This window comes from Brevundimonas sp. NPDC007368 (assembly GCF_042869015.1).
GTDB lineage: Bacteria > Pseudomonadota > Alphaproteobacteria > Caulobacterales > Caulobacteraceae > Brevundimonas.
Map to the genome: position 1 here is coordinate 24277 of NZ_JBIAFA010000003.1, position 26341 is coordinate 50617.

The 26341-nt window shown below is 67.5% G+C and carries 26 protein-coding genes; 11 read left to right on the top strand and 15 right to left on the bottom strand.

The features are described from left to right. Positions 1–92 precede the first annotated feature (92 nt). Positions 93–692, bottom strand: a complete 600-nt coding sequence (locus ACFYLW_RS06655) for an NAD(P)H-dependent oxidoreductase (protein ID WP_312065449.1) — start codon at positions 690–692, stop codon at positions 93–95. 48 nt (positions 693–740) lie between these two features. Continuing rightward, entirely contained in the window at positions 741–2336 is a 1596-nt protein-coding gene (locus tag ACFYLW_RS06660; RefSeq protein WP_312065450.1) for an MBL fold metallo-hydrolase, read from the bottom strand. A gap of 387 nt (positions 2337–2723) precedes the next feature. Between ACFYLW_RS06660 and ACFYLW_RS06665 the strand changes: the two genes are divergently transcribed. Beyond that, positions 2724–3413 carry a VIT family protein gene (locus ACFYLW_RS06665; protein ID WP_312065451.1) on the top strand — a complete coding sequence of 230 codons (690 nt, stop codon included), beginning with the start codon at positions 2724–2726 and terminating at the stop codon, positions 3411–3413. Positions 3414–3703: 290 nt separating this feature from the next. Here the strand turns inward: ACFYLW_RS06665 and ACFYLW_RS06670 are convergent, their stop codons facing one another. After that, positions 3704–4456: a hypothetical protein gene (locus tag ACFYLW_RS06670; protein ID WP_390182936.1), complete on the bottom strand. Its 753-nt coding sequence runs from the start codon at positions 4454–4456 to the stop codon at positions 3704–3706. An 82-nt stretch (positions 4457–4538) separates the two neighbouring features. On the opposite strand from ACFYLW_RS06670, the gene ACFYLW_RS06675 reads away from it, so the two are divergent. Next, entirely contained in the window at positions 4539–5144 is a 606-nt protein-coding gene (locus ACFYLW_RS06675; protein WP_312065453.1) for a TIGR00730 family Rossman fold protein, read from the top strand. A 116-nt stretch (positions 5145–5260) separates the two neighbouring features. Next, positions 5261–5557 carry a CC_3452 family protein gene (locus ACFYLW_RS06680; RefSeq protein ID WP_292082958.1) on the top strand — a complete coding sequence of 99 codons (297 nt, stop codon included), beginning with the start codon at positions 5261–5263 and terminating at the stop codon, positions 5555–5557. A gap of 78 nt (positions 5558–5635) precedes the next feature. On the opposite strand, the gene gltX is transcribed toward ACFYLW_RS06680, so the two are convergent. From gltX to ACFYLW_RS06695, 3 genes are all read right to left on the bottom strand, one after another. Continuing rightward, complete coding sequence (gene gltX, locus ACFYLW_RS06685) at positions 5636–6970, bottom strand: glutamate--tRNA ligase (RefSeq protein WP_312066176.1); 1335 nt, start codon at positions 6968–6970, stop codon at positions 5636–5638. Positions 6971–7063: 93 nt separating this feature from the next. After that, on the bottom strand, positions 7064–7498 hold the full coding sequence (dksA, locus tag ACFYLW_RS06690; protein ID WP_292082960.1) for an RNA polymerase-binding protein DksA: 435 nt from the start codon (positions 7496–7498) through the stop codon (positions 7064–7066). Between the two features lie 185 nt (positions 7499–7683). Further along, on the bottom strand, positions 7684–8109 hold the full coding sequence (locus ACFYLW_RS06695) for a flagellar assembly protein FliX (RefSeq protein WP_312066177.1): 426 nt from the start codon (positions 8107–8109) through the stop codon (positions 7684–7686). A gap of 181 nt (positions 8110–8290) precedes the next feature. On the opposite strand from ACFYLW_RS06695, the gene ACFYLW_RS06700 reads away from it, so the two are divergent. The 4 genes from ACFYLW_RS06700 (at position 8291) to ACFYLW_RS06715 (ending at position 11798) form a co-directional block, all read left to right on the top strand. Then, a complete protein-coding gene (locus ACFYLW_RS06700; RefSeq protein ID WP_292082962.1) occupies positions 8291–9409 on the top strand; it encodes a flagellar basal body P-ring protein FlgI in 1119 nt (372 codons plus the stop codon). Further along, positions 9409–9711: a rod-binding protein gene (locus ACFYLW_RS06705; protein WP_312066179.1), complete on the top strand. Its 303-nt coding sequence runs from the start codon at positions 9409–9411 to the stop codon at positions 9709–9711. The genes ACFYLW_RS06700 and ACFYLW_RS06705 overlap by 1 nt, the downstream gene beginning before the upstream one ends. Continuing rightward, a complete protein-coding gene (locus ACFYLW_RS06710; RefSeq protein WP_313471999.1) occupies positions 9708–10148 on the top strand; it encodes a flagellar basal-body protein FlbY in 441 nt (146 codons plus the stop codon). Before ACFYLW_RS06705 ends, ACFYLW_RS06710 begins: the two co-directional genes overlap by 4 nt. 63 nt (positions 10149–10211) lie before the next feature. Beyond that, positions 10212–11798: an EAL domain-containing protein gene (locus ACFYLW_RS06715; protein ID WP_312065365.1), complete on the top strand. Its 1587-nt coding sequence runs from the start codon at positions 10212–10214 to the stop codon at positions 11796–11798. A 67-nt stretch (positions 11799–11865) separates the two neighbouring features. Here the strand turns inward: ACFYLW_RS06715 and ACFYLW_RS06720 are convergent, their stop codons facing one another. Beyond that, complete coding sequence (locus ACFYLW_RS06720) at positions 11866–13449, bottom strand: ABC-F family ATP-binding cassette domain-containing protein (protein ID WP_312065366.1); 1584 nt, start codon at positions 13447–13449, stop codon at positions 11866–11868. After that, positions 13415–13552: a hypothetical protein gene (locus ACFYLW_RS06725; RefSeq protein ID WP_312065367.1), complete on the bottom strand. Its 138-nt coding sequence runs from the start codon at positions 13550–13552 to the stop codon at positions 13415–13417. Before ACFYLW_RS06725 ends, ACFYLW_RS06720 begins: the two co-directional genes overlap by 35 nt. A 125-nt stretch (positions 13553–13677) precedes the next feature. Between ACFYLW_RS06725 and ACFYLW_RS06730 the strand changes: the two genes are divergently transcribed. Together ACFYLW_RS06730 and uvrA are read left to right on the top strand one after the other, a co-directional pair. Further along, positions 13678–14202 carry a group III truncated hemoglobin gene (locus tag ACFYLW_RS06730; protein ID WP_312065368.1) on the top strand — a complete coding sequence of 175 codons (525 nt, stop codon included), beginning with the start codon at positions 13678–13680 and terminating at the stop codon, positions 14200–14202. Between the two features lie 100 nt (positions 14203–14302). Then, the gene (uvrA, locus tag ACFYLW_RS06735) at positions 14303–17242 is read left to right on the top strand and encodes an excinuclease ABC subunit UvrA (RefSeq protein ID WP_312065369.1); all 2940 of its coding nucleotides are present in this window, start codon (positions 14303–14305) and stop codon (positions 17240–17242) included. Between the two features lie 30 nt (positions 17243–17272). On the opposite strand, the gene ACFYLW_RS06740 is transcribed toward uvrA, so the two are convergent. Both ACFYLW_RS06740 and ACFYLW_RS06745 read right to left on the bottom strand, forming a co-directional pair. After that, positions 17273–18160, bottom strand: a complete 888-nt coding sequence (locus ACFYLW_RS06740) for a hypothetical protein (RefSeq protein WP_312065370.1) — start codon at positions 18158–18160, stop codon at positions 17273–17275. A gap of 21 nt (positions 18161–18181) precedes the next feature. Beyond that, positions 18182–19108, bottom strand: coding sequence for a hypothetical protein (locus ACFYLW_RS06745; RefSeq protein WP_312065371.1), 927 nt, complete (start codon positions 19106–19108; stop codon positions 18182–18184). Positions 19109–19212: 104 nt separating this feature from the next. On the opposite strand from ACFYLW_RS06745, the gene trmFO reads away from it, so the two are divergent. Then, positions 19213–20607 carry a methylenetetrahydrofolate--tRNA-(uracil(54)-C(5))-methyltransferase (FADH(2)-oxidizing) TrmFO gene (gene trmFO / locus ACFYLW_RS06750; protein ID WP_312065372.1) on the top strand — a complete coding sequence of 465 codons (1395 nt, stop codon included), beginning with the start codon at positions 19213–19215 and terminating at the stop codon, positions 20605–20607. A 19-nt stretch (positions 20608–20626) separates the two neighbouring features. Here the strand turns inward: trmFO and ACFYLW_RS06755 are convergent, their stop codons facing one another. Further along, positions 20627–21832 (bottom strand): MFS transporter, encoded by a 1206-nt coding sequence (locus ACFYLW_RS06755; RefSeq protein ID WP_312065373.1) that lies wholly within the window; start codon positions 21830–21832, stop codon positions 20627–20629. A 68-nt stretch (positions 21833–21900) separates the two neighbouring features. Here ACFYLW_RS06755 and ACFYLW_RS06760 point away from each other — a divergent pair, with 68 nt between their 5' ends. Next, positions 21901–22392, top strand: a complete 492-nt coding sequence (locus ACFYLW_RS06760) for a MarR family transcriptional regulator (protein ID WP_312065374.1) — start codon at positions 21901–21903, stop codon at positions 22390–22392. Here the strand turns inward: ACFYLW_RS06760 and ACFYLW_RS06765 are convergent. The 4 genes from ACFYLW_RS06765 to secD all read right to left on the bottom strand — a co-directional run bounded on the left by ACFYLW_RS06765 (position 22389) and on the right by secD (position 26338). Continuing rightward, the gene (locus ACFYLW_RS06765; protein ID WP_312065375.1) at positions 22389–23015 is read right to left on the bottom strand and encodes a squalene/phytoene synthase family protein; all 627 of its coding nucleotides are present in this window, start codon (positions 23013–23015) and stop codon (positions 22389–22391) included. The two genes, ACFYLW_RS06760 and ACFYLW_RS06765, sit on opposite strands and share 4 nt — an antisense overlap. A gap of 40 nt (positions 23016–23055) precedes the next feature. Then, positions 23056–23676: a hypothetical protein gene (locus tag ACFYLW_RS06770; protein ID WP_312065376.1), complete on the bottom strand. Its 621-nt coding sequence runs from the start codon at positions 23674–23676 to the stop codon at positions 23056–23058. 92 nt (positions 23677–23768) lie between these two features. Continuing rightward, on the bottom strand, positions 23769–24740 hold the full coding sequence (gene secF / locus ACFYLW_RS06775; RefSeq protein ID WP_292082980.1) for a protein translocase subunit SecF: 972 nt from the start codon (positions 24738–24740) through the stop codon (positions 23769–23771). Beyond that, on the bottom strand, positions 24740–26338 hold the full coding sequence (secD, locus tag ACFYLW_RS06780; RefSeq protein ID WP_312065377.1) for a protein translocase subunit SecD: 1599 nt from the start codon (positions 26336–26338) through the stop codon (positions 24740–24742). Before secD ends, secF begins: the two co-directional genes overlap by 1 nt. Between the last annotated feature and the right edge of the window lie 3 nt (positions 26339–26341).

Below are 26341 nucleotides of genomic sequence, written 5' to 3' on the forward strand. Positions count from 1 at the left end.
CGACCTGAACCCCTGTCAGACGCGCTCGCCCATCCATGAGCCGAAAAACGGCCGAGCACCTTCTGGCCGAACCGGGCGCCGGTGCGCTGAGTTCAGCGTCCGCCATGGGCTATGCGCTTCGCGATCCCACCGATGTCGCGGGCGTGCCCTTGCACTACATCCTCCCGCAGGCCGGGAACCACGTCCCCGATGTTGTGGTGGCCGATCAACTCCAAGCCTGTCACGTTCGCCAGATGGTCGTCGAAATGCTGGCGCATGGCGTCCCAAGCGCCGCTGCTCTCCACCCAGGCCTGGGGCGCCCCCGAACTGGTGAAGCTGACCAGCTTCCGACCCGCCAATAGCGGCTGATTGCCCTCCAGTCCGTACCGAGAGTAGCCGAACCCCATGCCGAAGACCCTGTCGACATAGCCCTTCAGCATGGCCGGTGGGGCATTGAACCAGAGGGGATAGAAGAAGGCGAAGACGTCGGCGTCGCCGATGGCGGACCGCTCGCTCAGCACATCCGCGCGCGGCTGGAAGCCCTCGTGATCGGGCAGTTCCTCCATGTGCAGCAGAGGATCGAAGCCCAGACGATAAAGATCACGCAGGACCACCTCGACGCCCTGATGACGCGCCGCCTCGGCATAGGCCTCGGCCATGGTCATGGTGAAGCTTCGAACTCTCGGGTGAGCCACGATCAGAGCCTGTTTCATTCGAACCTCCTCGGTCAGATCAACCTTCCTGAAGAACGGACATGGCCCTCACCCGCCGGGACCTGACGGTTTGAGCGCCGCGAGCAACCGCGCGATCAGCGCCTCGCGCGTCGCGTCGTCCGGAGCGGCCAGCAGGGTCTCGTTGAGATCGCCCAGGAATTCCGCGCGACCATTGCGCCAGTCGGGTCTGGCGGCCGCCCCGGGCATGAGTCGTTGAGGGGATTCGGAAGTCAGCGCGTCCCTCGCCGTGAGGACGAAGGTTTCATCCAGAAGCGGCGCCAGGATCGTTGCGTGATCGATCCCTGCAGAGACCAGCCGGGCCGCCAGGCCGGTGCGTGCGTCGGGCTCCCCGTGGACGAGAAAGACCTTGCCGCCCACCGGCTCGCGCGCCTTCAGCCAGGCGACCAGACCGACCGCATCGGCGTGGGCGGAATAGGCGTCAATCTCGCGTATGCGCGCATTGACACGCACGTCGTCGCCCTGGATGCGCACCAGACGTCGCCCCTCCAGCAACACCCGGCCCAGCGTCCCCGCCGCCTGAAAGCCGGTGATCAGGACGGTGGTTTCTCGCCGCCAGAGCAGCCGCTTCAGATGCCGCCGGATGCGGCCGGCGTCGCACATGCCGCTGCCCGCCAGAATGACATGCCAGTCGCGCAGCCGCTCCAGCCCGTCGCTCTCCTGCGGCCGCATCAGATAGTGAAGGCGCGGCGCGTGGCGGAGTTCGAGGTAAGGGTTTTCTTCCGCCTCGGCGTTCCATCCTCGCCTCAGGAAGACGTCGGTCGCTTCGATCGCGAGGGGCGAGTCCAGGAAGATCTCGGTCGCCAGTTCCGGCGCCTCGCGCATCACCGCCAGCAGGTCGAGGATCAGTTCCTGGGCGCGTCCCACGGCGAAGGTCGGCATCAGCAAGGGACCGCCGGCCGCCATGGCCTGCCGCATCTCCTCCGCCAGCACTTCTCGACGGGCTTCCGGCGTCAGGTCCTGGCGGATCCGCTCGCCATAGGTGGATTCCAGAATGACGTGATCGACCCCGACCGGTCCGTCCGGCGTCGGCAGCAGCGGCTGGCGGCCGGACCCCAGATCGCCCGAGAACAGGAGCCGCACCGGCGCACCGCCCTCCGTGACGACCACCTCGATCGAGGCGGCGCCCAGCAGATGCCCGGCCGGCCACCAGCGGGCCTGGACCCCTGGCAAGGGTTCGATCATTTCGCCGAACTTCACCGTCTGGAAGCGCCGCAGGGTCGGCTCCACGTCCGCCACCGTATAGATGGGCTCCACCTCGTCGATCCCGCGCCTCTGGTTGCGCCGGTTCAGGTGAGCAACGTCGCCCTCCTGGATCTCGGCGGCGTCCGTAAGCATGACCTCGCAAAGATCGCGCGTGGCTCGCGTAGCGTAGATCGGACCGCGATAGCCGGTGCGCACCAGCTTGGGCAGAAGGCCGGAGTGATCGATATGAGCGTGGGTCAGAAAGACGGCGTCGATGGACGAGACATCAAACGGAAAGGCGCCATGGTTCAACCCCTTGAGCGACTTCGAGCCCTGAAACAGCCCGCAATCCACCAGGAACCGCGCGCCGCCCGTCTCGACCAGCGCACAGGATCCTGTGACGCATTCCGCCGCGCCGTGGAAAGCAAGGGACAGACTCATCGAGGGTTCCGGAAGGAAGACGCCTGCGCCTCATGGGGGCCCTGAACCCAGCGCACCAATCTGACATCGGCCCCGTCAGCCCGAACATGAAGCGGTAAGGCTTGACGCGGCATGGGCATGGCCTTGCTACCGACCTCGCAGCTGAAAACACGCGTCCTGGAACCGGGCGCAGCCTGATGTTGAACGGCTTCGTCCGGCCGGACCTTGACCATCGTCAATTCCGGCCGGCGTCGAACACGCTATCTGCGCCTCCGCAGGAGCGAACTTGCGGCCCGCCTCAGCGCCCAGCGGAGTGATCGCTCTCCGCGGCCCGCGTTCTGTGGCTCGCGGTCTTGCCTCAAGGCCGCATACAGCGTCTGCTCCAAACGGCCATCGGGAGACGAGACCATGCCTCATAGGGAATCCCATCGGGTGGAGCGCATCGGCTGGCTCAGAGCGGCGGTGCTCGGCGCCAATGACGGCCTCGTCTCGACCGCGAGCCTCATGGTAGGCGTCGCCGCCGCCGCATCCGACCAGGGCGCGGTGCTGGTCGCCGGGATCGCGGGCCTCGCCGCCGGCGCCATGTCCATGGCCGCCGGCGAATATGTCTCCGTCAGTTCTCAATCCGACACCGAAAAAGCCGATCTCGCGCGCGAGATCTCGGAGCTAGCCGGGGACCACGAGGCCGAGGTGCGAGAATTGGCGGGGATCTACGCCGCTCGCGGGGTCGCTCCCGACCTGGCGACAGAAGTGGCGAAGCAGATGATGGCGCACGACGCTCTCGGAGCCCACGCCCGCGACGAACTCGGCATTTCCGAAACCACCGCCGCCCGGCCGATCCAGGCTGCGATCACCTCCGCCGCAACCTTTTCGGCCGGGGCCGCGCTCCCATTGATCGTCGCGGTTTTCGCGCCTGTCTCCAGCCTGGCCCTTTGGGTCGCCGGATCGGCCTTGCTCGGGCTGGCTCTCCTGGGCGCCCTGGGGGCCCGGGCCGGAGGCGCGCCGATCGGCCGATCCGCGGGGCGCGTGGTCTTCTGGGGCGCGCTGGCCATGGCCATAACTGCGGGCGTCGGTCGCCTGTTCGGCGTCGCCGCCTGAACAAATCGCCTCCCAGTGAGAACGCCCGCGCCCGACTGGAAGCGCATCAACGCCACGGTTGCTTCATGGCCGCCGCCACGGGATAACCAGGGCGAAGCGCTTCGGCCTCGACGAATGGCGCGAACTCGACGGCCTCCTGCGTCGCTGGGCTCGCGCCCACAAAAGAAAGCCCGACGCATTCCGCGCCGGGCTGAAAAGTCGTTCGGTGATGGTGGGTGTCCTCGAAAAGAAGACATCTCGTTGATCGACCGGTTTGGTTAATCAAACGTAAATCTCACCCGCCCGACACATCACGCGTCCGGGAACCAGCTTGTCTGCCGCGCCGAAGGCGACAGCACTCGAGTCAGTCGCCAACCGTCTCCAGCTCGCTCGATGCTGCCGACGCCCGCTCCCCCAGCCGGACCGGGATAGGCGAACGCGGCGCCGTTCACGACGATTTTCACAACGCGATCGCCGACGCTGGGCAAGGCGGCCGTCCAGCGCCCCCCATCGTCAGCGACGACCTCAAGCGGCGCTTCGCCATCGGCCGAAACCGTCACGCGCGCTCCCGCACCGGCCCTACCGGAAACGACCAGCCCCTGCCCGTCGCCGTCAACCGAATCAAGGGTCGGACCGGGGGACAGGCGTCGACTGGCTCCCCCTTCGATCAGCAAGGCCGCAAGGAGCGCACCGCCGGGCGCGCCGTCACCCGCCAGAAGCAGCCGCTCCGGCCCCGGCGTCAGAAACTGCCCGATCCGAACCTCGGGCGTCAGCACGACCGCCTTGGGCAGGGCTCCGACATGAAGCTCGAACCGCCCGGCCTGATCCGCCCCAGCCGCAAAGGCGATGTCCTGATCCCCGCGCAGCACCACGCGCGCGCCCGGCGACGCTTCGCCGCGGACCACCAGACCGGCCCCCTGTCGCTCGACCGCCCTGATGCGCGGCGAGGCCGTCCACCCGCCTTCCTCACGCTCTTCCTCGTGCTGCGAACGCTCCACCGGAGCGGTGCAGCCCGCCAGCGCCAATGCGGTGCAGAGCCCTGCGACGACAATCCGACGTTTCATCCTGACCCGCGTAGCGATATGCCTATGCTGCTCAGATAGCGCGGCCGACGCCGCCCTGTCTCCCTTCCTGTATCGAGGCCCCATGTCTTTGCCGCCCGCCAACATCGTCCCCTTCGAAGGCCGTTCGGTCTGCCTGTTCTGCGGCTCGTCCGACGGGGCGGACCCGCGGTACGTCCAGGCCGCGACCGAGTTCGGCAAGGCGACGGCCGAGGCCGGATGGCGGCTGGTCTATGGCGGCGGCGGCGTGGGCCTGATGGGGGCCTCGGCCCGCGCGGCGCACGAGGCCGGCGGTCGCGTCGTCGGCATCATGCCGGCCTTCCTGCGCAGCCGCGAACGCCTGTTCGACGACGTGGAGACCGTGGTCGTCACCTCGATGCATGAGCGCAAACAGCTCATGTACGATCAATCCGACGTCTTCGTCGTGGCGCCGGGCGGCATCGGCACCCTGGAAGAAGCGATCGAGCTGCTGTCGTGGAAGCGCCTCGACCTGCACGCCAAGCCGGTCATCTTCCTGAACCTGAACGGTTTCTGGGAAAACTACTTCGCCTTGATCCGCCACAGCGTGCAAGAAGGCATGACGCCCGCCAGCTTCCTGGACGCCTACATCAGCGTCGACACGGTCGAAGAGGCCGTCGTCGCCATGAAAAAGGCCGAGGAGACGCCGCACTTGAAACATGATCGTCGGTAAGTAAACGTGGGTCATAAAGCGTCGATCCGTCGCATCGAGACTCATTGACAGTTTCGAAAGAAAACTGACTATGGCGTCATAAGGGCGTGCGCCCTGCCCATCTCGGAGACTTGCCTATGCGTGCTCTTCTCGCCGCCGTCGCGCTGTTCGCGGCTGCCCCTGCCTTCGCCGCCGACGCTCCGGCCACCAGCCTGACGCTCGCCGACGCCGCCAAGGCCCCGGCCGGCCGCGTCATCGTTGACGGCGCCGCCTGGCGCTGCGAAGGCGCGTCCTGCACCGCTTCGGGCGGCGCCAGCCAGCCCGCCGCGCGCGCCTGCCGCCGCGTGGTCGCCAAGCTCGGCCCGGTCACGGCCTTCAGCTACAAGGGCGAAGCCCTCGACGCACAGGCCCTGGCGGCTTGCAACGCCGGCTGATCCAGCCGTATCGATCAAACGAAAAAGGCCGCCTTCGCGTGAAGGCGGCCTTTCTTGTATTCAGCAGGGGCTGAAGGCTCAGCCCGCCTCGCCTTTCAGGCGACGCACGATGGCTTCTCGACCGATCAGCGGCGCCATGGCCGCCATGTCCGGGCCGTGCGCCTGTCCGGTCAGGGCCAGACGCAGGGGCATGAACAGGCCCTTGCCCTTGGCGCCGGTCTTCTCCTTCACCGCCGTCGTCCACGCCGACCAGGCGCCCGCGTCGATCACTTCCGGCAGAACTTCCAGGGCAGCGGCGGCGAAGGCGGCGTCCTCGATCACCGGCGTGACTGGACCGGTGACGATCTTGGCCATGTCCGCCACATCGGCGAACTTGTTCAGGTTCGGCTTCACGGCTTCCCAGAAGCCTTCGCCCAGATCGACGCCCAGAGCGGCCAGACGCGGCTGCGCCTCGGCATAGGTCAGGCCGTGCAGGGCCTGTGCGTTCAAACGATCCAGATCGGCGGTGTCGTAGCGCGCGGGCGAACGGCCCATCTTGGAGAAGGCGAAGGACTGGCCCAGGGCCTCGACCGAGGCGGCGATCTCCAGATTGTCCGAGGTGCCGATCTTGCCCAGGTGGCTGGTGATGGCGATCGGCTCATAGCCTTGGTCGCGCATGTCGCTGATCGACAGCGAACCCAGACGCTTCGAAAGGGCCGCGCCGTCGGCGCCGACCAGCAGCGGCATGTGCGCAAAGCCCGGCACCTTGGCGTCCAGCGCTTCGAAGATCTCGATCTGCGCGCCGGTGTTGGTGACGTGGTCCTCGCCCCGGATGATGTGGGTGATGTCCATGTCGATGTCGTCGACGACCGACGGCAGGGTATAGAGGAACAGGCCGTCCTCGCGGATCAGCACCGGGTCCGACATCGAGGCGGTGTCCACCTCGGCGTGACCCCGCGCCAGGTCTTCCCAGGCGACACGCTTGCCTTCCAGCTTGAAGCGCCAGTGCGGACGACGGCCCTCGGCCTCATAGGCGGCCTTCTCAGCCTCGGTCAGCTCCAGAGCGGCGCGGTCATAGATGGGCGGCAGGCCGCGCGACAGCTGCACCTTGCGGCGGCGATCCAGCTCTTCCGAGGTTTCGTAGCAGGCGTAAAGGCGGCCCGAGGCCTTCAGCCGCGCGGCGGCCTCTTCATAACGGTCGAACCGCTTGGACTGGTTGTAACGCTCGTCCCAGACCAGACCCAGCCAGGTCAGGTCGGTCTCGATGCCGTCCTCGTACTCCTGCGTCGAGCGCGCCAGGTCGGTGTCGTCGATGCGCAGAACGAACGAGCCGCCCTGCCCCTTGGCGAACAGCCAGTTCACCAGAGCGGTGCGGACATTGCCGACGTGCAGCTTACCCGTAGGCGACGGGGCGAAACGAACCTTGACGGACATGGGGGATCAACGACCTCGATAGGAAGGCGGCTTGGTCGCGCCACCGCCCCTTCAAGTCAAGTCGATCCGCCCAATCAGTCGCCAAACTTGGCGTCAGTCGTCGCGATGGACCCGTTCGCGGCGTTCGTGCCGCTCCTGGGCCTCGACCGACAGGGTCGCCGTCGGGCGGGCTTCCAGTCGGCCCAGGCCGATCGGTTCGCCGGTATCCTCGCAATAGCCGTAGGAACCGTCCTCGATCCGGCGCAGCGCATCCTCGATCTTGGAGATCAGCTTGCGCTGGCGGTCGCGGGTCCGAAGCTCCAGCGCCCGGTCGGATTCCGACGAGGCCCGGTCCACCAGATCCGGGTGATTCTCGGTTTCGGCTTTCAGATTAACGACAGTGCCCTTGGATTCGCGGAGGATGTCATCCTTCCACGCCAGAAGCTTGGCCTTGAAATAGGCCAGCTGCCGCTCGTTCATAAACGGCTCGTCGTCGGTGGGACGGTACACGACCGGGTCCCCCTCGATCACAGACGCTAATGCGTTCATCGCACTCACGCTCATTTATCTGCGCCCCCCTGCGGCGCACTGGCCGTATAGGCAAGGCGGAGAGTCGCGGCAATGGCGTTCGCGTGTCCGTGATATGGCGCAGGTTCATTAATAGGGCGAGACTGTGGCAAAATATCCTCACCCCAGCCTCTGACACGAGGTTTCCGCCGTGTTTACGGGGACTTCTAGGCCCGCGCCCGCACGGCTTCCGCCTTCGCCATTTCCACGGCGGCGCGCAAATCGATCTGGTCCAGCACGCTGTTCAGACCCGGGTCGGCGTCCTCGGGCCGCTCCTCGCGCAGAGTCCGCGCCAGCCGCTCCAGGGCCGGTGCCCCGTCCTGGCCGTTCAGCATCGCCAGCTTCAGCTCATCCAGCCTGTCCAGAAGCCCGCCGCCGCGACGGATCGCCCGGCGCCGCCGCTCGGTGGCGTCCTCGACGCCTTGCAGGGCCATCAGGGCCGAAACGCCCGCTACGCTTGATGCTGAGGAAGTCGCGGCGGCCGAGGCCGGGCCGGACGCCGCCCCGCTGGCCGGCAGGCTGAAGCCGCCCGCCGCGCGGGCGGGCCGTGAACCTTGCGTCGATGTCGCGCCCGAGGGGCCGGTGACCTTCATGATCCATGCTCCCGATCAGCCTGCACCATCGGCCACGAGGGTCACCGCTTGGTTAACGCCCCGGCAGATTCTGCCGCGAGGCGCCGACACCTCGCACGGCAACGACTGATTTCACTGCATTTTTCGCTCGGCACGAACTTCGCATGGTTAACCCCGAACGCCTCAACAGGACGTCTGTCGTATGCAGAAGTTGCTCACCGCCCTCATCGCCTCCGCTTCCGCCGCCCTGATTCTGGCTGCGACGCCGAACGCGGCCGAGGCTCAGTCGCGGATCAAGGACATCGTCTCCGTCGAGGGCGTCCGCACCAACCAGCTGGTCGGCTACGGCCTGGTGGTCGGCCTCAACGGCACCGGCGACAGCCTGCGCAACTCGCCCTTCACCCGCCAGTCGCTGGAAGGGATGATGGAGCGCCAGGGCGTCAATATCCGCGGCGCCAACCTGAACACCAAGAACGTCGCGGCGGTCATGATCACCGCCGACCTGCCGCCCTTCGCCACGCCGGGCTCGCGCCTGGACGTCGCCGTCTCGGCCATGGGCGACGCCAAGAGCCTGCTGGGCGGCACGCTTCTGGTCACGGCCCTGCAGGGCGCCGACGGCGAGATCTACGCCGTGGCCCAAGGCTCGGTTCAGACCGGCGCCGTCTCGGCCTCGGGCGGCTCGGGCTCCTCGGTCACGCGCGGCGTCCCGACCGCCGGCCGCATCGCCTCGGGCGGCGTGGTCGAGCGCGAGACCGGATTTGACCTGTCGGCCATGCCCATCGTGCGCCTGACCCTGCGCAACCCCGACTTCACCACGGCCCAGCGCGTCGCCGCCGTGATCAACCAGACCTATCCGAACAGCGCCTTCGCCGAGAACGGCACGGTCGTCGCCGTCCGCTCGCCCCAGACCATGGGCATGGCGGGCTTCATCAGCCAGGTCGAGAACCTGCCGGTCCGTGTCGACGCCCCGGCCAAGGTCATCATCGACGAGGTGAACGGCGTCATCGTCATGGGCGACGCGGTGCGTATCTCCACCGTCGCCATCGCCCAGGGCAACCTGACCGTCTCGGTTCAGGAAAACCCCATGGTCAGCCAGCCCGAGCCCTTCAGCCGCGGCGGCCAGACGGTCGTCGTGCCGCAGTCCAACGTCTCGATCGAGGAAGAAACCGGCCGCCAGATGCGGATCGTCAACGGCGGCGCCTCGCTCTCGACCCTGGTCAACGGCCTGAACGCCCTCGGCGTAAGCCCGCGCGACATGATCAGCATCCTGCAGGCCATCAAGGCCGCCGGCGCCCTGCAAGCCGACATCGAGGTGATGTGATGATCTTCGCCGCCCCCGCCTCCTCCCTGGCCCCCGCCGACGCCCTCGGTCGCCGCGACCAGTCCGCCGACCAGATGCGCAAGACCGCCCAGGACTTCGAGGCCAGCTTCCTGTCGCAGATGTTCAAGCCGATGTTCGAGGGCCTGGAAACCGACGGCCCCTTCGGCGGCGGCAGCGCCGAGGAGACCTGGCGCAGCTTCCTCCTGGACGCCATGGCCAGGCAGACGGTCAAGGCGGGCGGCGTCGGCCTGGCCGACACCGTCATGTCCGAAATGCTCAAGATGCAGGAACAGACCGCGTGACCGCCGACGTCGAAACCTCCACCCTGCGCGCCCGGCAGTTGATCAACCTGACCCAGGCCCTGACCGAGCGCCTCGCCGTCGAGCGCGACGCCTTCCGCGCCCATCGCGCCCAGGACGTGGCCGCAGGCATGGCCAAGACCCAGGAACTGGCCAACCTCTATCGCCGCGAGTCGGCCCAGGCCAAGGCCGCCCCCGCCTTCCTGACCGTCATCCCGTCTGAGCTTCGCGACGCCCTGATCGTCGCCACCCAGGACTTTGAAGCCGTTCTGGCGGAGCACGCCTCAACCGTGGACGCCGCCCGTCAGGTTTCCGAAGGTCTGGTCCGCACCATCGCGGCCGAGGTCGCCGGCGCTCGCGCCCAGGGCGCCGGCTACGGCGCTTCGGGTCGCGCCACCGAGGGCGACGGCCGCGCCGTGGCCCTCAACCGCAAGGCCTGATTCAACCAAAGAAACCGGTGTCGATCCGCGTTTTCTTAACGGGCTGAACCGCAAGGTCGGTTCATGAACCTGAAATCCCGCCTGCTTGGTCTCGCTTTCGCCGCCGCCGACGCCCTCGTCGAGGTGAACGACAAGGGCGTGGTCAGCTTCGCCCTCGGGGCCGGGCCCACGACGGGACAATCGACGGCCGCCTGGATCGGTCGCCCCTTCGCCGATCTGTTGTCGTTCTCCAGCCGTGAGGCGGTTCAGGAGACTCTCGGCGGCATGACAGGCGGGGCGCGCAGCCAGCCGCTGGAAATTCTTGCCGACTGCGGCGACGGGCGCGTGCGTCGCGCGCTGTTCCGCGCCTTCATCCTGCCCGATCTGGCGCCTGCGGTATCCTGCGCCTTGACCTGGCAGGGCGAGCCATTCGTGCTCGAAGACCTCGAAGCTCGCCCCCTGACGGATGCCGAAGGCTTCATGGCGCTCGCTCGCGAGGGGCTGAACGGCAAGTCCGGCGCCGCATTGCAGCGTCTGGCCATGGCCTTCATCGAGGTTCAGGGACTCAGCGCCGACAATGACGCCGCCCACGAACGCGTCGCCGCCCGCATCGGCGCCCGGCTGCAAGCGGCCTCGCACGACGGGGTCAGCGCCGGCCAACTGACGGCCAGCCGCTATGCGCTGATCAAGGAGGTCGATGACGGTCGCGATCTGGAGGCCGAGGTCCGCGAGGCCGGCCTCGCCGAGGGTCTGACCCTGAGCTCGCGCGCCAGCGAAACCCCCGTCGGCTCCGACGCCCTGTGCGCCCTGCGCGCCATGCGATTCGCCATCGAGGGCTGCCTCAAGGACAACGCCGCCCAGCCCGAGCTCAGCTTCGCCGACTCCCTGTCCCGCACCCTGAAGGACGCCGATCGCTTCCGCAGCATCGTCCGCGACCGGGAATTCGCCCTCTTCTATCAGCCCATCGTCGATCTGAAGACGCGGGCCGTGCACCACTTCGAAGCCCTGGCCCGTTTCGGCCAGGCGGGCGGCCCCGCCCCCGCCATCCGCATGGCCGAGGAACTGGCCCTGATCGAAAGCTTCGACCTGGCCGTCGCCGAAAAGATCGTCCACCGCCTGCGCCAGCCGGGCTCGGGCCTGCTGAAGATCGCCATCAACGTCTCGGGCGCCTCGCTGGCCAACGACGCCTATGTCACAGCCCTGCTGAAGATGACGGCCTCCGAACCCGACAATCGCAAGCGCCTCATTGTCGAGGTGACGGAAACCGCCGCCCTGGCCGACATCGCCGCCGCCAACCGCCGCCTCGGCGCCCTGCGCGACGCCGGGGTCAAGGTCTGCATCGACGACTTCGGCGCCGGTTCGGCCGCCTTCGACTATCTGCGCGGCCTGTCGGTCGATGCGGTCAAGATCGACGGCGCCTTCGTGCGCGACATTGACGGCGACGCCCGCACCCGCACCCTGATCGGCCATCTGGTCGAACTGTGCGGCTCGCTGGGCATGACGACCATCGCCGAAATGATCGAGACCGAGGACGTCGCCCAGGCGCTTCAGGACCTCGGGGTCAACTACGGCCAGGGCTGGCTTTTCGGCCGCGCCGAGGCCGAGCCGGTCACAACCGGCCCCGTCTCCCCCCGCGTCCGCCGTCAGGGCGTGATCGAAGCCTGGGGCTGACCCGGAGATCACAAGTCGCAGCCGCAATCCCCGAACCGGACCAGAATGCGGGACGGTCTTTGAAAACTCAGCCCGTCGCCCGCTCCAGCCGCACCTCCCGATCGACGCCCACATTGTCCATAAAGTCTCGATCATGAGTGACGATCACCAGCGCCCCGTCATAAGCTGTCAGCGCCGCCTCGATCGCCGCGATCGAATCCAGGTCCAGATGGTTGGTCGGTTCATCCAGAATCAACAACTGCGGCCGCTTCGCCCCCGTCATCACGCAGGCCAGAGCCGCCCTCAGCCGCTCGCCGCCTGACAACGTCCCCACCGTCCGGTGCGCTGCCGTGTTGCGGAAAAGGAACCGCGCCAGGGCAGCATGGGCGTCGTTCGGCGTCCTCTCGGGGTTCAGCCGCCGCCAGGCCTCGATCAGGGTCTCCTCCGGCTTCAGGATCGCCGCCGTCTGATCCAGTAGCGCCGCCGTCACAGGCCGTTCGATCCGCCCCGCCGTCGGCTCCAGTTCGCCCGCGATCAGCTTGAGCAGCGTCGTCTTGCCCGCCCCGTTCGGCCCGGTGATCGCCACCCGCTCCGGCCCGATCAGCCGCAACGATACCGGCCCGACGATCCGCCGCCCCTCGGTACTGCGCCACTCCGCCCCGTCCAGCGCCAGGACGGTCTTCCCCGCCGCCAGCCCCGTTGAAGGCATGGGCACGGACAGCAGCCGCGCCCGCTCAACCCGCTCGCGCGCCTCGACCAGTCGCGCCTCGACCTCCGCGCGCCGACGCTCCGCCAGCCGCCCTTCCCGCGCCCCGGATTCCTCGGCCCGCTGCGCTCTGGCGTCGAGCAGAATCTTGGGATCGGACGTCCCCGCCCGATGCGCTCGTCCCGCCTTGTCGCGCTTGGCCTTTTTCTCCAGCGCCGTCTGCGCCTCGCGGGCCGCACGTCCGACCTCGCGTTCAGCGCTCTCCAGATCGCGCTCCGCCGCCGCCCGCTCAGCCTCACGCCGCTCGACATAGAGGTCCCAACCGCCGCCATAGACGCACGCGCCCAGGCTCGACAGTTCGACGATCCGATCCATCCGCCGCAGCAGGCCCCGGTCGTGACTGACCGTTAGCACCCCGCCCGGCCAACGTCCCACGACCTCGGCCACCAGAGCCCGCGCCTCGGCGTCCAGATGGTTGGTCGGCTCATCCAGCACGATCAGATCCGGCGCCGCCAGCATCAGCCCCGCCAGCCGCAGCCGCGTCTGCTCGCCCCCGCTCAAGCTCGCGAACTGACGATCCAGCGCCAACCCGCTCAGCCCGACCTGCGCCAGCGCCTCGTCGAGCCGCGCCTCCAGCGTCCAGTCCGCCTCGGCCATGTCCTCGACCGAACCCTCGCCCGCCAGCACCCGCGCCAGCAGGGCCAGAGCTTCCGCCGCGCCCAGGGTATCGGCCACGGTCTCGCCGGACGCTGGCTCATAGGTCTGCGCCAGCCAACCCACCGTTCTGGCGCGCGCCACCGTCCCCTCAGCGGGTTCGGCCAGACCGGCGACAAGGCGCAGCAGCGTGGTCTTGCCCACGCCGTTGCGGCCCACGACGGCCGTGCGCTCGCGCCCGAAGGCGAGGCTCAGGTTATCGAAAAGGGTGTGTCCGTCAGGCGTGCGGGCCGCGACGCTGCTGAGCGTCACGAGTGCGGATGCGGACAGGCTTGGGCTTGGGTTGAGCGAGGACATAGGCGAACACGAAGAGCGGAGCGGAAAGGGCGAAACCGATTTCCAGAGCGCTGATCATGATCGTCGTGCCTCCTCGTCAAATACGTTGGCTGAATAGAAGGATGGGTGCTGATCTTTCGCAGCGCAACCCCAATTCTCCTGCGACGCTTTTGCGATGCGGCGCCGAGCCCCTATCTTCAGGCCATGACCGCGCCCGACCGAACCGTCGCCTTCCGCATCGACCGCCCCGCTCCCGACCGCGCCGAGGCCGCCGCCCGCCGCGCCGAAGCCGTCCAGCGCATCCGGGACGAGACCGGCATCGACGAGGCCCTGATCGACGCCCTGGTCGAAGGCTTCTACGCCTGCGTCCGCGACGACGACTTCATCGGGCCGATCTTCGCCGAGCGGATCGAGGACTGGGGCCCACACTTAGAGCAAATGAAGCTCTTCTGGTCCTCGGTCGCCCTGTCCACCGGCGTCTATCAGGGCCGACCCATGCCCAAGCACCTGCCCCTGCCTATCGACGCCCGCCACTTCGACCGCTGGCTGCAGATCTTCGAGGCCGCCGCCCGCGATCTATGCCCGCCGGTCGCCGCCGACCACTTCATCGTCCGCGCCCGCCGCATCGCCGAAAGCCTGGAGTTGGGCGTCGCCAACGCCAACAACGTCCTGGTCGGCCCCGGCGAGCGCTACCGCCGTCCCGAACCCGCCTGGACGCCCGAGGACTGAGCGCAAGTTCTCATATTGTTCTTGCTGTTTCCGGCAAATTGATCCCCATATAGCGTCGTCGCCCCGGACCGTTCCGGGGTCTTCCGCGTTCCCGGATTACATGACCGAAAAGCACAACTTCATCCGCGTTCGCGGCGCCCGCGAGCACAACCTTAAGGGCGTGGACGTCGATATCCCGCGCGAGAAGCTGGTCGTGATGACCGGGCTTTCAGGCTCGGGCAAGTCCTCGCTGGCGTTCGACACCATCTACGCCGAGGGCCAGCGCCGCTACGTCGAGAGCCTGTCGGCCTATGCGCGTCAGTTCCTGGAACTTATGGGCAAGCCCGACGTGGACCTGATCGAGGGCCTGTCGCCAGCCATCTCCATCGAACAGAAGACGACGTCCAGGAACCCGCGCTCGACGGTCGGCACGGTCACGGAAATCCACGACTACATGCGCCTGCTGTGGGCGCGCGTGGGCGTACCCTATTCACCTGCCACCGGCCTGCCGATCGAGAGCCAGACCGTCAGCCAGATGGTCGACAAGCTGACCGCCCTGCCCGATGGCGAGCGGATCCTGCTGCTGGCCCCGGTCGTTCGCGGCCGCAAGGGCGAGTACAAGAAGGAAATGGCCGAGTGGCAGCGGCAGGGCTTCCAGCGCCTGAAGATCGACGGTGAATTCTACGCCATCGAGGACGCCCCCGCGCTCGACAAGAAGTTCAAGCACGACATCGATATCGTCGTGGATCGCATTGTAACCAAAGAAGGTCTTGAGCCGCGCTACGCCGACAGCATCCAGACGGCGCTGAACCTGGCCGAGGGCATCGCCACGGCGGAGTGGGCTAACGCGGCCGAGGGCGAAGAGCCGCGCCGCATCGTCTTCTCCGAGAAGTTCGCCTGCCCCGTCTCGGGCTTCACCATCAGCGAGATCGAGCCCCGGCTGTTCTCGTTCAACAACCCCTTCGGCGCCTGCCCGACCTGCGACGGTCTGGGGGTCAAGCTGGCCTTCGACGCCGATCTGGTGATCCCCGACCGCGACAAGACCCTGCACAAGGGCGCGGTGGCGCCGTGGGCGCGTGGCCCCTCGCCCCTCTACACCCAGACCCTGCAGTCTCTGGCCCAGCACTACGGCTTCTCGATGGACAAGGCCTGGCGCGACCTGCCGGAACAGGCCCAGAAGGTCATCCTGCACGGCTCGGGCGGTGAGAAGATCAAGTTCGTCTATGACGACAACGCCCGCAAATACGAGGTCGCCAAGGCCTTCGAAGGCGTCTTGCCCAATCTGGAGCGCCGTTGGCGCGAAACGGACAGCGCCTGGGTCCGCGAGGAACTGGGCCGCTATCAGTCCGAGACCCCCTGCGAAGTCTGCGGCGGCAAACGCCTGAAGCCCGAAGCCCTGGCCGTCAAGGTCGGCGGTGCCGACATCGCCGAAATCAGTTGGCTGTCGATCTCCAAGGCCTATCTGTGGTTCACCACCCTGGACGATCACCTGACGGACAAGCAGCGCGAGATCGGCCGCCGCATCCTCAAGGAGATCACCGACCGGCTGCGCTTCCTGAACAACGTCGGCCTGGACTACCTCAGCCTGTCGCGCAGTTCCGGCACCCTGTCCGGCGGCGAGAGCCAGCGCATCCGCCTGGCCTCGCAGATCGGATCGGGCCTGACCGGCGTCCTCTATGTGCTGGACGAACCCTCCATCGGCCTGCACCAGCGCGACAACACCCGCCTGCTGGAAAGCCTGATGGGCCTGCGCGACCTCGGCAACTCGGTCCTGGTGGTCGAGCATGACGAGGAGGCCATCCTGACCGCGGACTACGTCATCGACATGGGCCCCGCCGCCGGCGTCCACGGCGGCGAGATCTGCGCCCAGGGCACGCCCGCCGAGGTCATGGCCAATCCCAAGTCTCTGACCGGCCAGTACCTGACCGGCGCGCGCGAGATCGAACTGCCGCCCGAGGGCCGCCGCCCGGTCGATCGCAAACGGATGCTGAAGATCAGCGGCGCCACCGGCAACAATCTGAAGAACGTCACCGGCGAGATCCCGGTCGGCCTGTTCACCTGCGTCACCGGCGTGTCCGGCGGCGGCAAGTCCACCTTCACCATCGAGACCCTGTACAAGGCCGCCGCCCGCCGCCTGCACAACGCCTCGGACGCCCCCGCCAACTTCGACCGCATCGAGGGGCTGGAGCAGTTCGACAAGGTCATCGACATCGACCAGTCGCCCATCGGCCGCACCCCGCGCTCGAACCCGGCCACCTATACCGGCGCCTTCAACCCGATACGCGACTGGTATGCGGGCCTGCCCGAGTCCAAGGCGCGCGGTTACGGCCCCGGCCGCTTCAGCTTCAACGTCAAGGGGGGCCGCTGCGAAGCTTGTCAGGGCGACGGCGTCATCAAGATCGAGATGCACTTCCTGCCCGACGTCTACGTCACCTGCGACGTCTGCAAGGGCAAGCGCTACAACCGTGAAACTCTGGAAATTGTCTTCAAGGGCAAGAGCATATCCGACGTTCTGGACATGACGGTTGAAGAGGCCGCGCGCTTCTTCAACGCCGTGCCTTCGATCCGCGACAAGATGCTGACGCTGGAGCGCGTGGGTCTGGGCTACGTCAAGGTCGGCCAGCCGGCCACCACCCTGTCGGGCGGCGAGGCCCAACGGGTCAAGCTGTCCAAGGAACTGGCCCGCCGCGCCACCGGCAAGACCCTCTACATCCTCGACGAGCCGACGACCGGCCTGCACTTCGAGGACACGCGCAAGCTGCTGGAGGTGCTTCAGGAACTGGTCGACAACGGCAACACCATCCTCGTCATCGAGCACAACCTGGATGTCATCAAGGTCGCCGACTACCTGCTGGACTTCGGTCCCGAGGGCGGCGACGGCGGCGGCGAGATCGTGGCCTTCGGCACCCCCGAACAGGTCGCGAGCAACCCCGCCAGTTGGACCGGCAAGTACCTCAAGGAGGTGTTGGACCGCCACGAGGAGCGCCGCAAAGCGCGCGTGGCGGCCCTGCCTGAGGTTCAGAAGGCCGAGAAGAAGCCTCGCGCCCGCAAGAGCGCCTGACAGGCCCGGTCAGGCGTCCTCGCCGTCAGCTCAAGGGCGCGCCGCGCCCTTGAGCTGCAGATAGGCGGCCGAGAACGGCGCATACATGATGACGACCTGGGCCGCCGTCATGACGGCGTTGACCACCAGCGACACGGCCAGCATCGGCCCCAGGGCGCTGAGCAGGCTGGGGACGCTGGCGCCCTCCATGCCGACCATACGCTCGGCCCCGCCGACCATCAGGCTGAGCGGCGCGGCCACGGCCGATCCCAGAAGGCCGACCAGCATGGCCATGACCCAGGCGATGACCGCCATGCCCAGCAGGGGCCAGAAAATTTTCTTGTCCGTCATGGCGAAGGCCGACTTCACAGCGATCCGCCCCTCAGCGAAGGTCGCCGGTACGACCAGGCTGAGCCGCACCGACAGCCAGATCACGACCGCCAGCAGCGCCAGAGACAACAGGACCACGGCCAGCCACAGCGCCGGCGCGGCCACCGCCAGAGCGGCGCCCAGGCTGATGATCATGAAGCCGACGAAGGTCGCGCCGAACATGATCAGGGCGACGATCAGGCTGGCGCCCAGCACCCGCAGCTCGTCCTTGCCGAGGCGCATGTAGCCGAACTTGCGGTCCTCGGGCCGGATGACCGATCGGGCGATGGCGGTGCTGACGACGGCGCTGAAGAACAGGCCCAGAGGCACGGCCCAGGCGACGATGACGCCATAGGCCTGCATCAGCGGCTGCATGTCCTCGATCGACGGCTCGGTCTGTCCCTCCAACTGGGAGATCAGAGACATGATGGTGACAAAATGCGATCCCACCAGCAGGAACAACAGGCCGAAGAACACGGCGTAGGCCACGGCCCACAGCAGGACGGCGACGGGCGCGCGCCGCGTCAGGCGGAAGCCCTCAAAGGCGCAGTCGGTGGCGGAAAAGATCATGCGGTCGTCCTCGATTCCCGATCAGCCTAGCGCAACCGGACGCGCTTCGTCCTGCGGCGCTTGCGCCAGCAGCGATCTGCAGGCCTCTGCATAGGGCGCCATCATCACCGTGTTCAGGAAGCCCTGCAGCCACGACAGGGGTACGAAGGCCGCCAGGGCCCAGGGGATCAGCACGCCCCAGTCCACCGTCGGCGGCGCGCCCCGCTCCAGCATTGCGGCCAGGCTGAAGACATTGATCCCGGCCAGCAGGGACAGGACCACGGCGACGATCACAAGCAGGGCCAATTCGATGGCGAGCACGACGACAACGATAGCCAGGCTCAGCCCCAGCAACCGCAGCACCTGCCCCTTCGACAGCTTCCAGCCCTGAACAAAGGCGAAGTCGCCCAGAGCCACGCTGGCCGGCATGATTAGACAGGCCCGCAGGATGACGCCCCAGACCGCCAGCCCGGCGACAACCGCAACCAGCAGCCCCACGGCGACCGCCGCCGCCTCCGACACGAACCACAGCCCGGCCCCGACGGCGAAGGCGATCAGGGCGATCACGATGGCGGCGGCGTAGAAGCCGATGATCATGGCCAGGCCGACCACGGCGATCCGCACCTCGTCCATGCCGATCTTGAGGCCGGCGAAACGATCTGCACGCTCGTGGAACAGCACCGTCCGAAAGATGGCGGCGGTCACCACCACCCAGATCAGCATCTGCAGAATATTCGCCAGCCCCGACAGGGCCTGGAACTGCACCATCTGCTCGACAAAAGCGGCGGAGGGCTCTTCCGACCCCATGTCCGTCAGGGCCATGGCGCCGAACAGGCGCAGCATCAGCGCGCCCACCAGCAGCGACGGCGCCACCGACGCCACGCCCCACATCCAGACCCGCAAAGGTCGGCGTCGCGTCAGCCTGAAACCGGAGGCCAGGGCCTCGCCGATGGAAAACGCCGTGGACATGATGGGCTCCTCTTAAGCTTCGTCATACGCCAGACAGCGACCGCTTCGCCACCCCGCCGCAATGACAGGCTGACGGAAGGCTCGCAGCCCGCTAGAAGGCCGCCATGTCGAACGCAGCTTCCACTCCCAAACTCGTCCACGTTATCGGCGGCGGCCTCGCCGGCTCCGAAGCCGCCTGGCAGATCGCCCAGGCGGGCGTGCCCGTTATCCTGCACGAAATGCGCGGCGTGCCGGGCATAAAGACCGACGCGCACCAGACAGATGGTCTGGCCGAACTGGTCTGCTCCAACTCCTTCCGCTCGGACGACTGGGAGTTCAACGCCGTGGGCCTGCTGCACGCCGAGATGCGGGCGCTGGGCTCGATCATCATGGAATGCGGCGACGCCCATCAGGTCCCGGCGGGCGGCGCCCTGGCCGTTGATCGCGACGGCTTCTCGCAAGCCGTGACGGCCAAGCTGGAAGCCCACCCGCTGGTGACCATCGTGCGCGAGGAAATCGCCGGTCTGCCGCCGGAGGAATGGGACAATGTCATCGTCGCCACCGGCCCGCTGACCTCGCCCGCCCTGGCCGACGCCATCCTGAAGATGACCGGCGAAGAGAGCCTCAGCTTCTTCGACGCCATCGCCCCGATCATCCACGCCGACAGCATCGACTTCGACATCGCCTGGCGTCAGTCGCGCTATGACAAGGAAGGCCCCGGCGGCGACGCCGCCGCCTACGTCAACTGCCCGATGGACAAGGCACAGTACGACGCCTTCATCGACGCCCTGCTGGGCGGCCCCAAGGCCGAGTTCAAGGACTGGGAAAACGTCCCCTACTTCGACGGCTGCCTGCCGATCGAGGTCATGGCTGAGCGTGGCCGCGAAACCCTGCGTCACGGCCCGATGAAGCCCGTCGGCCTGACCAATCCGCGCAACCCGACGGTCAAGGCCCACGCCATCGTCCAGCTGCGTCAGGACAACGCCCTGGGCACCCTTTTCAACATGGTCGGCTTCCAGACCAAGCTGAAGCACGGGGCGCAGGCCGAGACCTTCCGCATGATTCCGGGTCTGCAGAACGCCCAGTTCGCGCGTCTTGGCGGCCTGCACCGCAACACCTACCTCAACAGCCCGCAACTGCTGGACAAGCAGCTGCGCATGAAGGCCATGCCGCGCCTGCGCTTCGCCGGTCAGGTGACGGGGGTCGAGGGCTATGTCGAAAGCGCCGCCATGGGCCTGTTGACCGGCCGTCTGGCCGCCGCGCAAGCTCTCGGCCGCGACCTGTCGGCCCCGCCGCCTGAAACCGCCATGGGCGCCTTGGTCGAGCACATCACCGGCGGCCATCTGGAAGGCTCCAAGTTCCAGCCGATGAACATCAACTACGGCCTGCTGCCGCCGCTGGAAGCCCCCAAGGTCGACGAAGACGGCAAGCGCATCCATCCCAAGGAACGCGGCCGCGCCAAGAAGCGCCTGCAGAGCATCCGCGCCATGGAGGCCCTGAAGGCCTGGCGGGACGCCTAAGCGATCAGGCCGGGTCGCCTCAGCGCAGCTTGGGCAGACCCGGCCGGAACTGCAACGTCATCAGACCCAGCCCCACCACGCCGACGCCCATCAGGACCCAGGCCCCCGTCAGGTCGGCCATGTGGTCGCGCAGCAGGCCCGCGGCCAGCGGCGACAGGCTGGCGATGATGTAGCCGCCGCCCTGCACGAAGGCGAGCAGGTCGCCGGACCGGCTCGGATCGTCGATCTGATCCATGGCCAGGATCAGGGTCAGGGGGAAGACGGCCCCGATGCCCAACCCCATGACCACCACGACCGGAACCGCCAGAGCGACCGGCGCGACGACCAACCCGCCCAGACCGATCAAGGCCAGCACCAGCGCCATCAGGATCGGCCCGCGCCGATCGGGGAAGCGTCCGATCACTAGCGAGACGATGACGCCCGCCGCCACCTCGGCCCCGGTCATGCCGCTGAGCAGGTAGCCCGCCGTCGCCCTCGCCTGCCCCAGATCCACATAGAAGGGCGGCAACCAGGCCAGCACCAGCGTATAGGCCGAAGTTCCCAACCCCATAATGAAGATCAGGCTCCACGCTCGCCCCTGACGCCAGAATGGGGTCTCGGGGTGCGCCACCTCGACCACGGCTGACCGGTCCGTTTCCTCGGCCGCCGGATCACGCGCGGCGATCAGCCAGACGACCGCCGCGACAAAGGAGGGAATGGACCACAGGGCCAGCGTCCAGGCCCAGCCGACCGCCTCGGCCAGACCCGCAGCCGTGGCCGCCGCTATGGCCGCCCCGCCCATGATGCCCGTGGTGTAAACGGCCATCACCGTGCCGAACCGCGTCGGGAAGGCCCGCTTGATCACGACCGGCGCCAGGGCCTGGATCAGGGCCACGCCGACGCCGACAGCCGCCGCGCTGGCGATCAGACCCGCCGTATCCTTCAGCGTCGCCCGCACCAGACAGGCCCCGCCGATCAGCAGCGCGCCCAGCAGGATGCCGCGCCGCTCGCCCAAGCGTCTCCGCAGCGGCCGGATCGACAGGGCGCCGAGGCCGATCATCGCCACCGGCAGGGTGGTCAGCATACTGGCGGCGGTGGAATCCATCCCCGTCGCCCCCTCGATCAGGTCCAGCAGAGGCCCGACCGCCGCCATCGCCGGCCGCAGGTTCAGCGCCAGGGCGAAGATGGCCGCCAGCAGCAGCAGGGACGCGCCGCGCGCCGGTTCGGCTTCGGACCGTGCGATCATGAGAGGGGACTCCACTGGAAAATCGCGCTAGTCTCTCGACTTCAAGTATCTCGATGTCAAGATAACCCATGCCCGACAGAGCCTCTCGCGCCGCCGCCCAATGGGCTATCCAGCGCCCCGACATGGACATGCTGCCGATGGAGGCGCTGGGTCGCCTGCATGAGGCGTCCATCCTGGTCGCACGCGAGCGCCAGGCGCCGCTTTACGCCCGCTATGGCCTGCAACAAGGCGAGTTCGACGCCCTGGCCACCCTGCGCCGCTCGGGCGCGCCCGAGGGCCTGACGCCGACCGCCCTTTTCGAGGCGGCGATGATGTCGTCCGGCGGCATGACGGCCCGCATCGACCGACTGGAGAAGGCCGGACTGGTCGAGCGCCGCCCCCACCCCACCGACCGTCGCGCCACCCTGGTGCGCCTGACCGACAAGGGCTTCGACCTGATCGAAACCATCATGCCCGAACACGAAGAAGCGGCGCGAGACATCCTCGCGCAACTATCCCTCGATGAGCAGAAGACCTTGAACGCCCTGCTGGCCCGCCTGATCGGCGGACTCTGCGACTAGACCCGGCCGCGCAGCACCGCCCACAACAGGCGCAGCCGCTTCATCGGTTCCGGGTGATCGAATCCCGCCAGCGTGGCGTGGGCGGTCGCGGGAAAGGCGGCCGCGGGCAGATGTCTCAGCGCCCTGTTGGCGGCGGAGCGCAGCGCCCTCGCCTCGTCGGTTCGTCCCGTCTGCGACAACGCCCACAGACGCCCGGCCTCGACTACGACGGCGTCATGCCCCTCGCCCGCCAGCATCCGCGCCGCCACCTGCATGGGGCCGACGTAGAAGGCGTCCAGGTCGTGCGGCTCGCCGTGCACCCGTCCGATGTGAGCCTCGATCAGGGCGTCGAACGGCGCGCGGTCCAGCCCGTGGCGAGCAACCGCAGCGGTCAGGGCCTCCAGCACCGGATGGCCGACGCGCGGGGTATTGGAAAAGACGCCCTCCATCTGCTCGGCCCACCATGTGTAGCGCATCTCTGCCAGCATGGGCTGGGTGACGCGGGTGGGAATGGCCAGCAGCTCCGCCTCAAGGGCGTAGAGGGCGATCAGGTCCGCGCGCGCCTGAACATCGGCCACGAACCGGCTGGACAGCCAGCGGTCGGGGTCGGCGGCGCGGACCTGGGAGTCGAGATCAACAGTCATTCCGCAAGGCCATCGGCCATTGCGGCGGACGGTGCAAGCCTCAGCCGAACAGGGTCTGATACATGGCCATCGAGGTCAGCATCGGCAGCGACAGCAGCAGGTTGGTGCGGCTGCCGAGCATGGCAATGCGCGCGGCCTTGGCCTTCTTGTCGTCGTCGACGGCGATGATGCCCAGCGCGCGCTTCTGGTTCGGCCAGATCACGCCCCAGACGTTCAGGAACATGACGATGGCCAGCCAGACGCCGATCCCCATCAGGGTGAACTGCTGGTCGCCCGCGTTCAGGCCGCCGGCCAGGCCGAAGGTCAGGACTTCATGGGCATAGACGTGGCCGCGTGTGAACAGGACCGCGATCCCCGCCAGCACCGTCACCAGCGCCGACCAGCGGAACCAGAACAGGGCCTCAGGCGCGATGTGCTTGCTGATGGCGGGCTTCAGCTCGGCCGGGATGGCGGGCATGACCCGGATCTGCACGAAGTTGAAATAGTAGAGCAGGCCGATCCACAGGATGCCGGCCACGACGTGAACCCAGCGGAAGGCCGCCTGGGCGAAGCCGAGATCGAAACCGCCCGGCGCGATGCGGCCGAAGGCGAAGATCATGACCCCCGCCAGCACGATGCTGAGCAGGAAAGTCGTTCTGAAGTTGGAAAGCAGTTTGGCCATGCGCCCCTCCCCGGGTCGGAATCAGGAAGCGTGACCTTACTCCTCCCTCCCCGCCCGGGGGAAGGAGGAGCCTTTTCAGGTAGAAGCCGACCTTAGGGGCGGCTGGCCATGCCGAACTTGACCGGCTTGGCGTCCTCGTCGATGGAGCCGCCGCGCTTGACGCCCCACAGCAGGATGATCGGCGCGCCGACATAGATCGACGAATAGGTGCCGATGACGATGCCGACCATCAGGACGATGGAGAAGCCGAACAGGGCCTCGCCGCCATACAGAGCCAGGACCGCCAGAACGCCGACGGCGGTGACGCCGGTGATGATGGTCCGCGACAGGGTCTCGTTCAGCGACAGGTCGATCACCTCGCGCAGAGGCATGGTCTTGTACTTGCGCAGGTTCTCGCGAAGACGGTCGAACACCACGACGGTGTCGTTCATCGAATAGCCGATGACGGTCAGAATGGCCGCCACGGTGTTAAGGCTGAACTCGAACCGGAACAGGACGATCAGGCCGAAGGTCAGGATCAGGTCGTGCACCAGGCCGGCCACGGCGCCGAAGCCGAACTGCGGCTCGAACCGGAACCAGATGTAGATGAACATCAGCACGATGGCCGCGCCCAGCGCCAGCAGGCCGCTGGTGAACAGCTCGCCCGAGACCTTGGAGCCGACGACGCTGACGCCCGAGTACTTCACCTCGCCGACCGCTTCGTCGATCGCCTTCTCGACCCGGGCGACGACGGCGCTCTGGCCTTCGTCCTCGGGGATCTGGAAGCGGACTATGGCGCTGGCGGCGCTGTCGATGCCCTGGACCTGGACGTCGCCAAGACCGAGTTCGCTGACGGCGCCGCGAACCTTGTCCAGTTCAAGCGTCTGACCGGCGGGCTTGGACACTTCCATCGAGGCGCCGCCCCGGAAGTCGATGCCCAGGTTCAGACCCGGATAGAAACAGCCGACGATCGCGGCCACGCAAAGGATCACCGAGATCACGCCCGCGATGGGCGCATATTTGACGAACCGGAAGTTCGTCTTCTGCGGAAGCAGTTTGATGAGGGGCCATCCACGCATCGCCATCACTCCGCGATCGGCAGTTTTTTGGGCTTGGCGACTTTGAGCCAATACCCAAGCAGGACCTGGGCGACCATCACCGAGGAGAACATGGAGGTGAAGACGCCGATGGTCAGCGTCCAGGCGAAGCCGCGCACGGGCCCCGCGCCGAACATGAACATGATCAGCGCCGCCACCAGGGTGGTCAGGTTGGCGTCGACGATCGTGCCCATGGCCTTGTTGAAGCCGGCGTCCATCGAGGCGATGACCGAACGACCGGCCCGCGCTTCGTCACGCATCCGCTCGTAGATCAGCACGTTAGCGTCGACGGCCACGGCGAAGGTCAGCACCAGACCGGCGATGCCGGGCAGGGTCAGGGTCGCGCCGAACAGCGACATGGCCGCGATGATCAGGATGCCGTTGAGGATCAGTCCCAGCACCGACACGCCGCCGAACAGGAAGCCGTAGGCGCCGATCATGAAGACGCAGATCAGGATGAAGCCGATGATGGTCGAGACCATGCCGGCCTGCACGGCGTCAGCGCCCAGCTCGGCGGTGACGACGCGACGTTCCTCGACCTTCAGCGGCGCCGGCAAGGCGCCCCCGTTCAGCAGGTTCACCAGTTCGGCGGCCGACTGGATCGAGAAGCTTCCGGTGATCTGGCCCGTGCCGCCGGTGATGGCGCCCTGAATCGTCGGGGCCGAAATCACCTTGCCGTCCAGAATGATGGCGAAGGGTTTGCCGATGTTCTGGGCGGTGGCTTCGCCGAAACGGCGCGCGCCCTGCCCGTCAAAGCGGAAATCGATGGCGGGGCGTCCGTTCTGGTCCGAACCGACGCCGGCGCGGGTCAGGTTTTCACCCGACACCAGAATGCGCTTCTTGACCAGATAGGGCGTGCCCTGATCATCGGTCAGCAGTTCGGCGTCCGGCGGCACGCGGCCGGCCATGGCGTCCTGCAGGCCATTGGCCGAGGTATCGACCATCTGGAACGTCAGTTGGGCCGTCCGGCCGACCAGACGCTCCAGCTCGGCCGGGTCGCTCTGGCCCGGCGCCTGGACCACGATCCGGTCAGCGCCCTGACGAGTGATGGCGATTTCCTTGGTGCCCGAGCTGTCCAGACGACGGCGCACGACCTCGATGGACTGATCCACCGCCGTGGCGCCCATGCCGTTCAGCGTGGCGTCGGTGAAGGCGAAGCGAATACGGTTTCCGCTCAGACGCGTGGCCGTGCGGTCCGGCTGGCCGGTTGCGGCCGCGCCCGTCTGCGCCAGGGTGCGAAGTTCGGTCAGAGCCGTGTCGAACTGGCCGGGGTCGGTGATCGTGACCACTACGCCGCCCGCTTCGCGCTGCATGGCGCCGATGTTGATCTGCTGTTCGCGCAGGGCGACCCGCACGTCTTCCATCAGATTGGTGACGCGCTTGTTGCGCATCTCCGGAACGTCGACCTCCAGCAGGAGGTAGGAGCCCCCTTGCAGATCAAGGCCCAGGTTCAGGCCGTTCTTGGGCAGCCAGCCGGGCAGCGCGTCGCGCTGCGCCTGGCTGAGCACGCTCGGGAAGGCCAGCAGCAGCCCGACAACGAGCGACAGCACGACCAGGGTGACTTTCCAGCGCGCTAGCTGAATCATGTC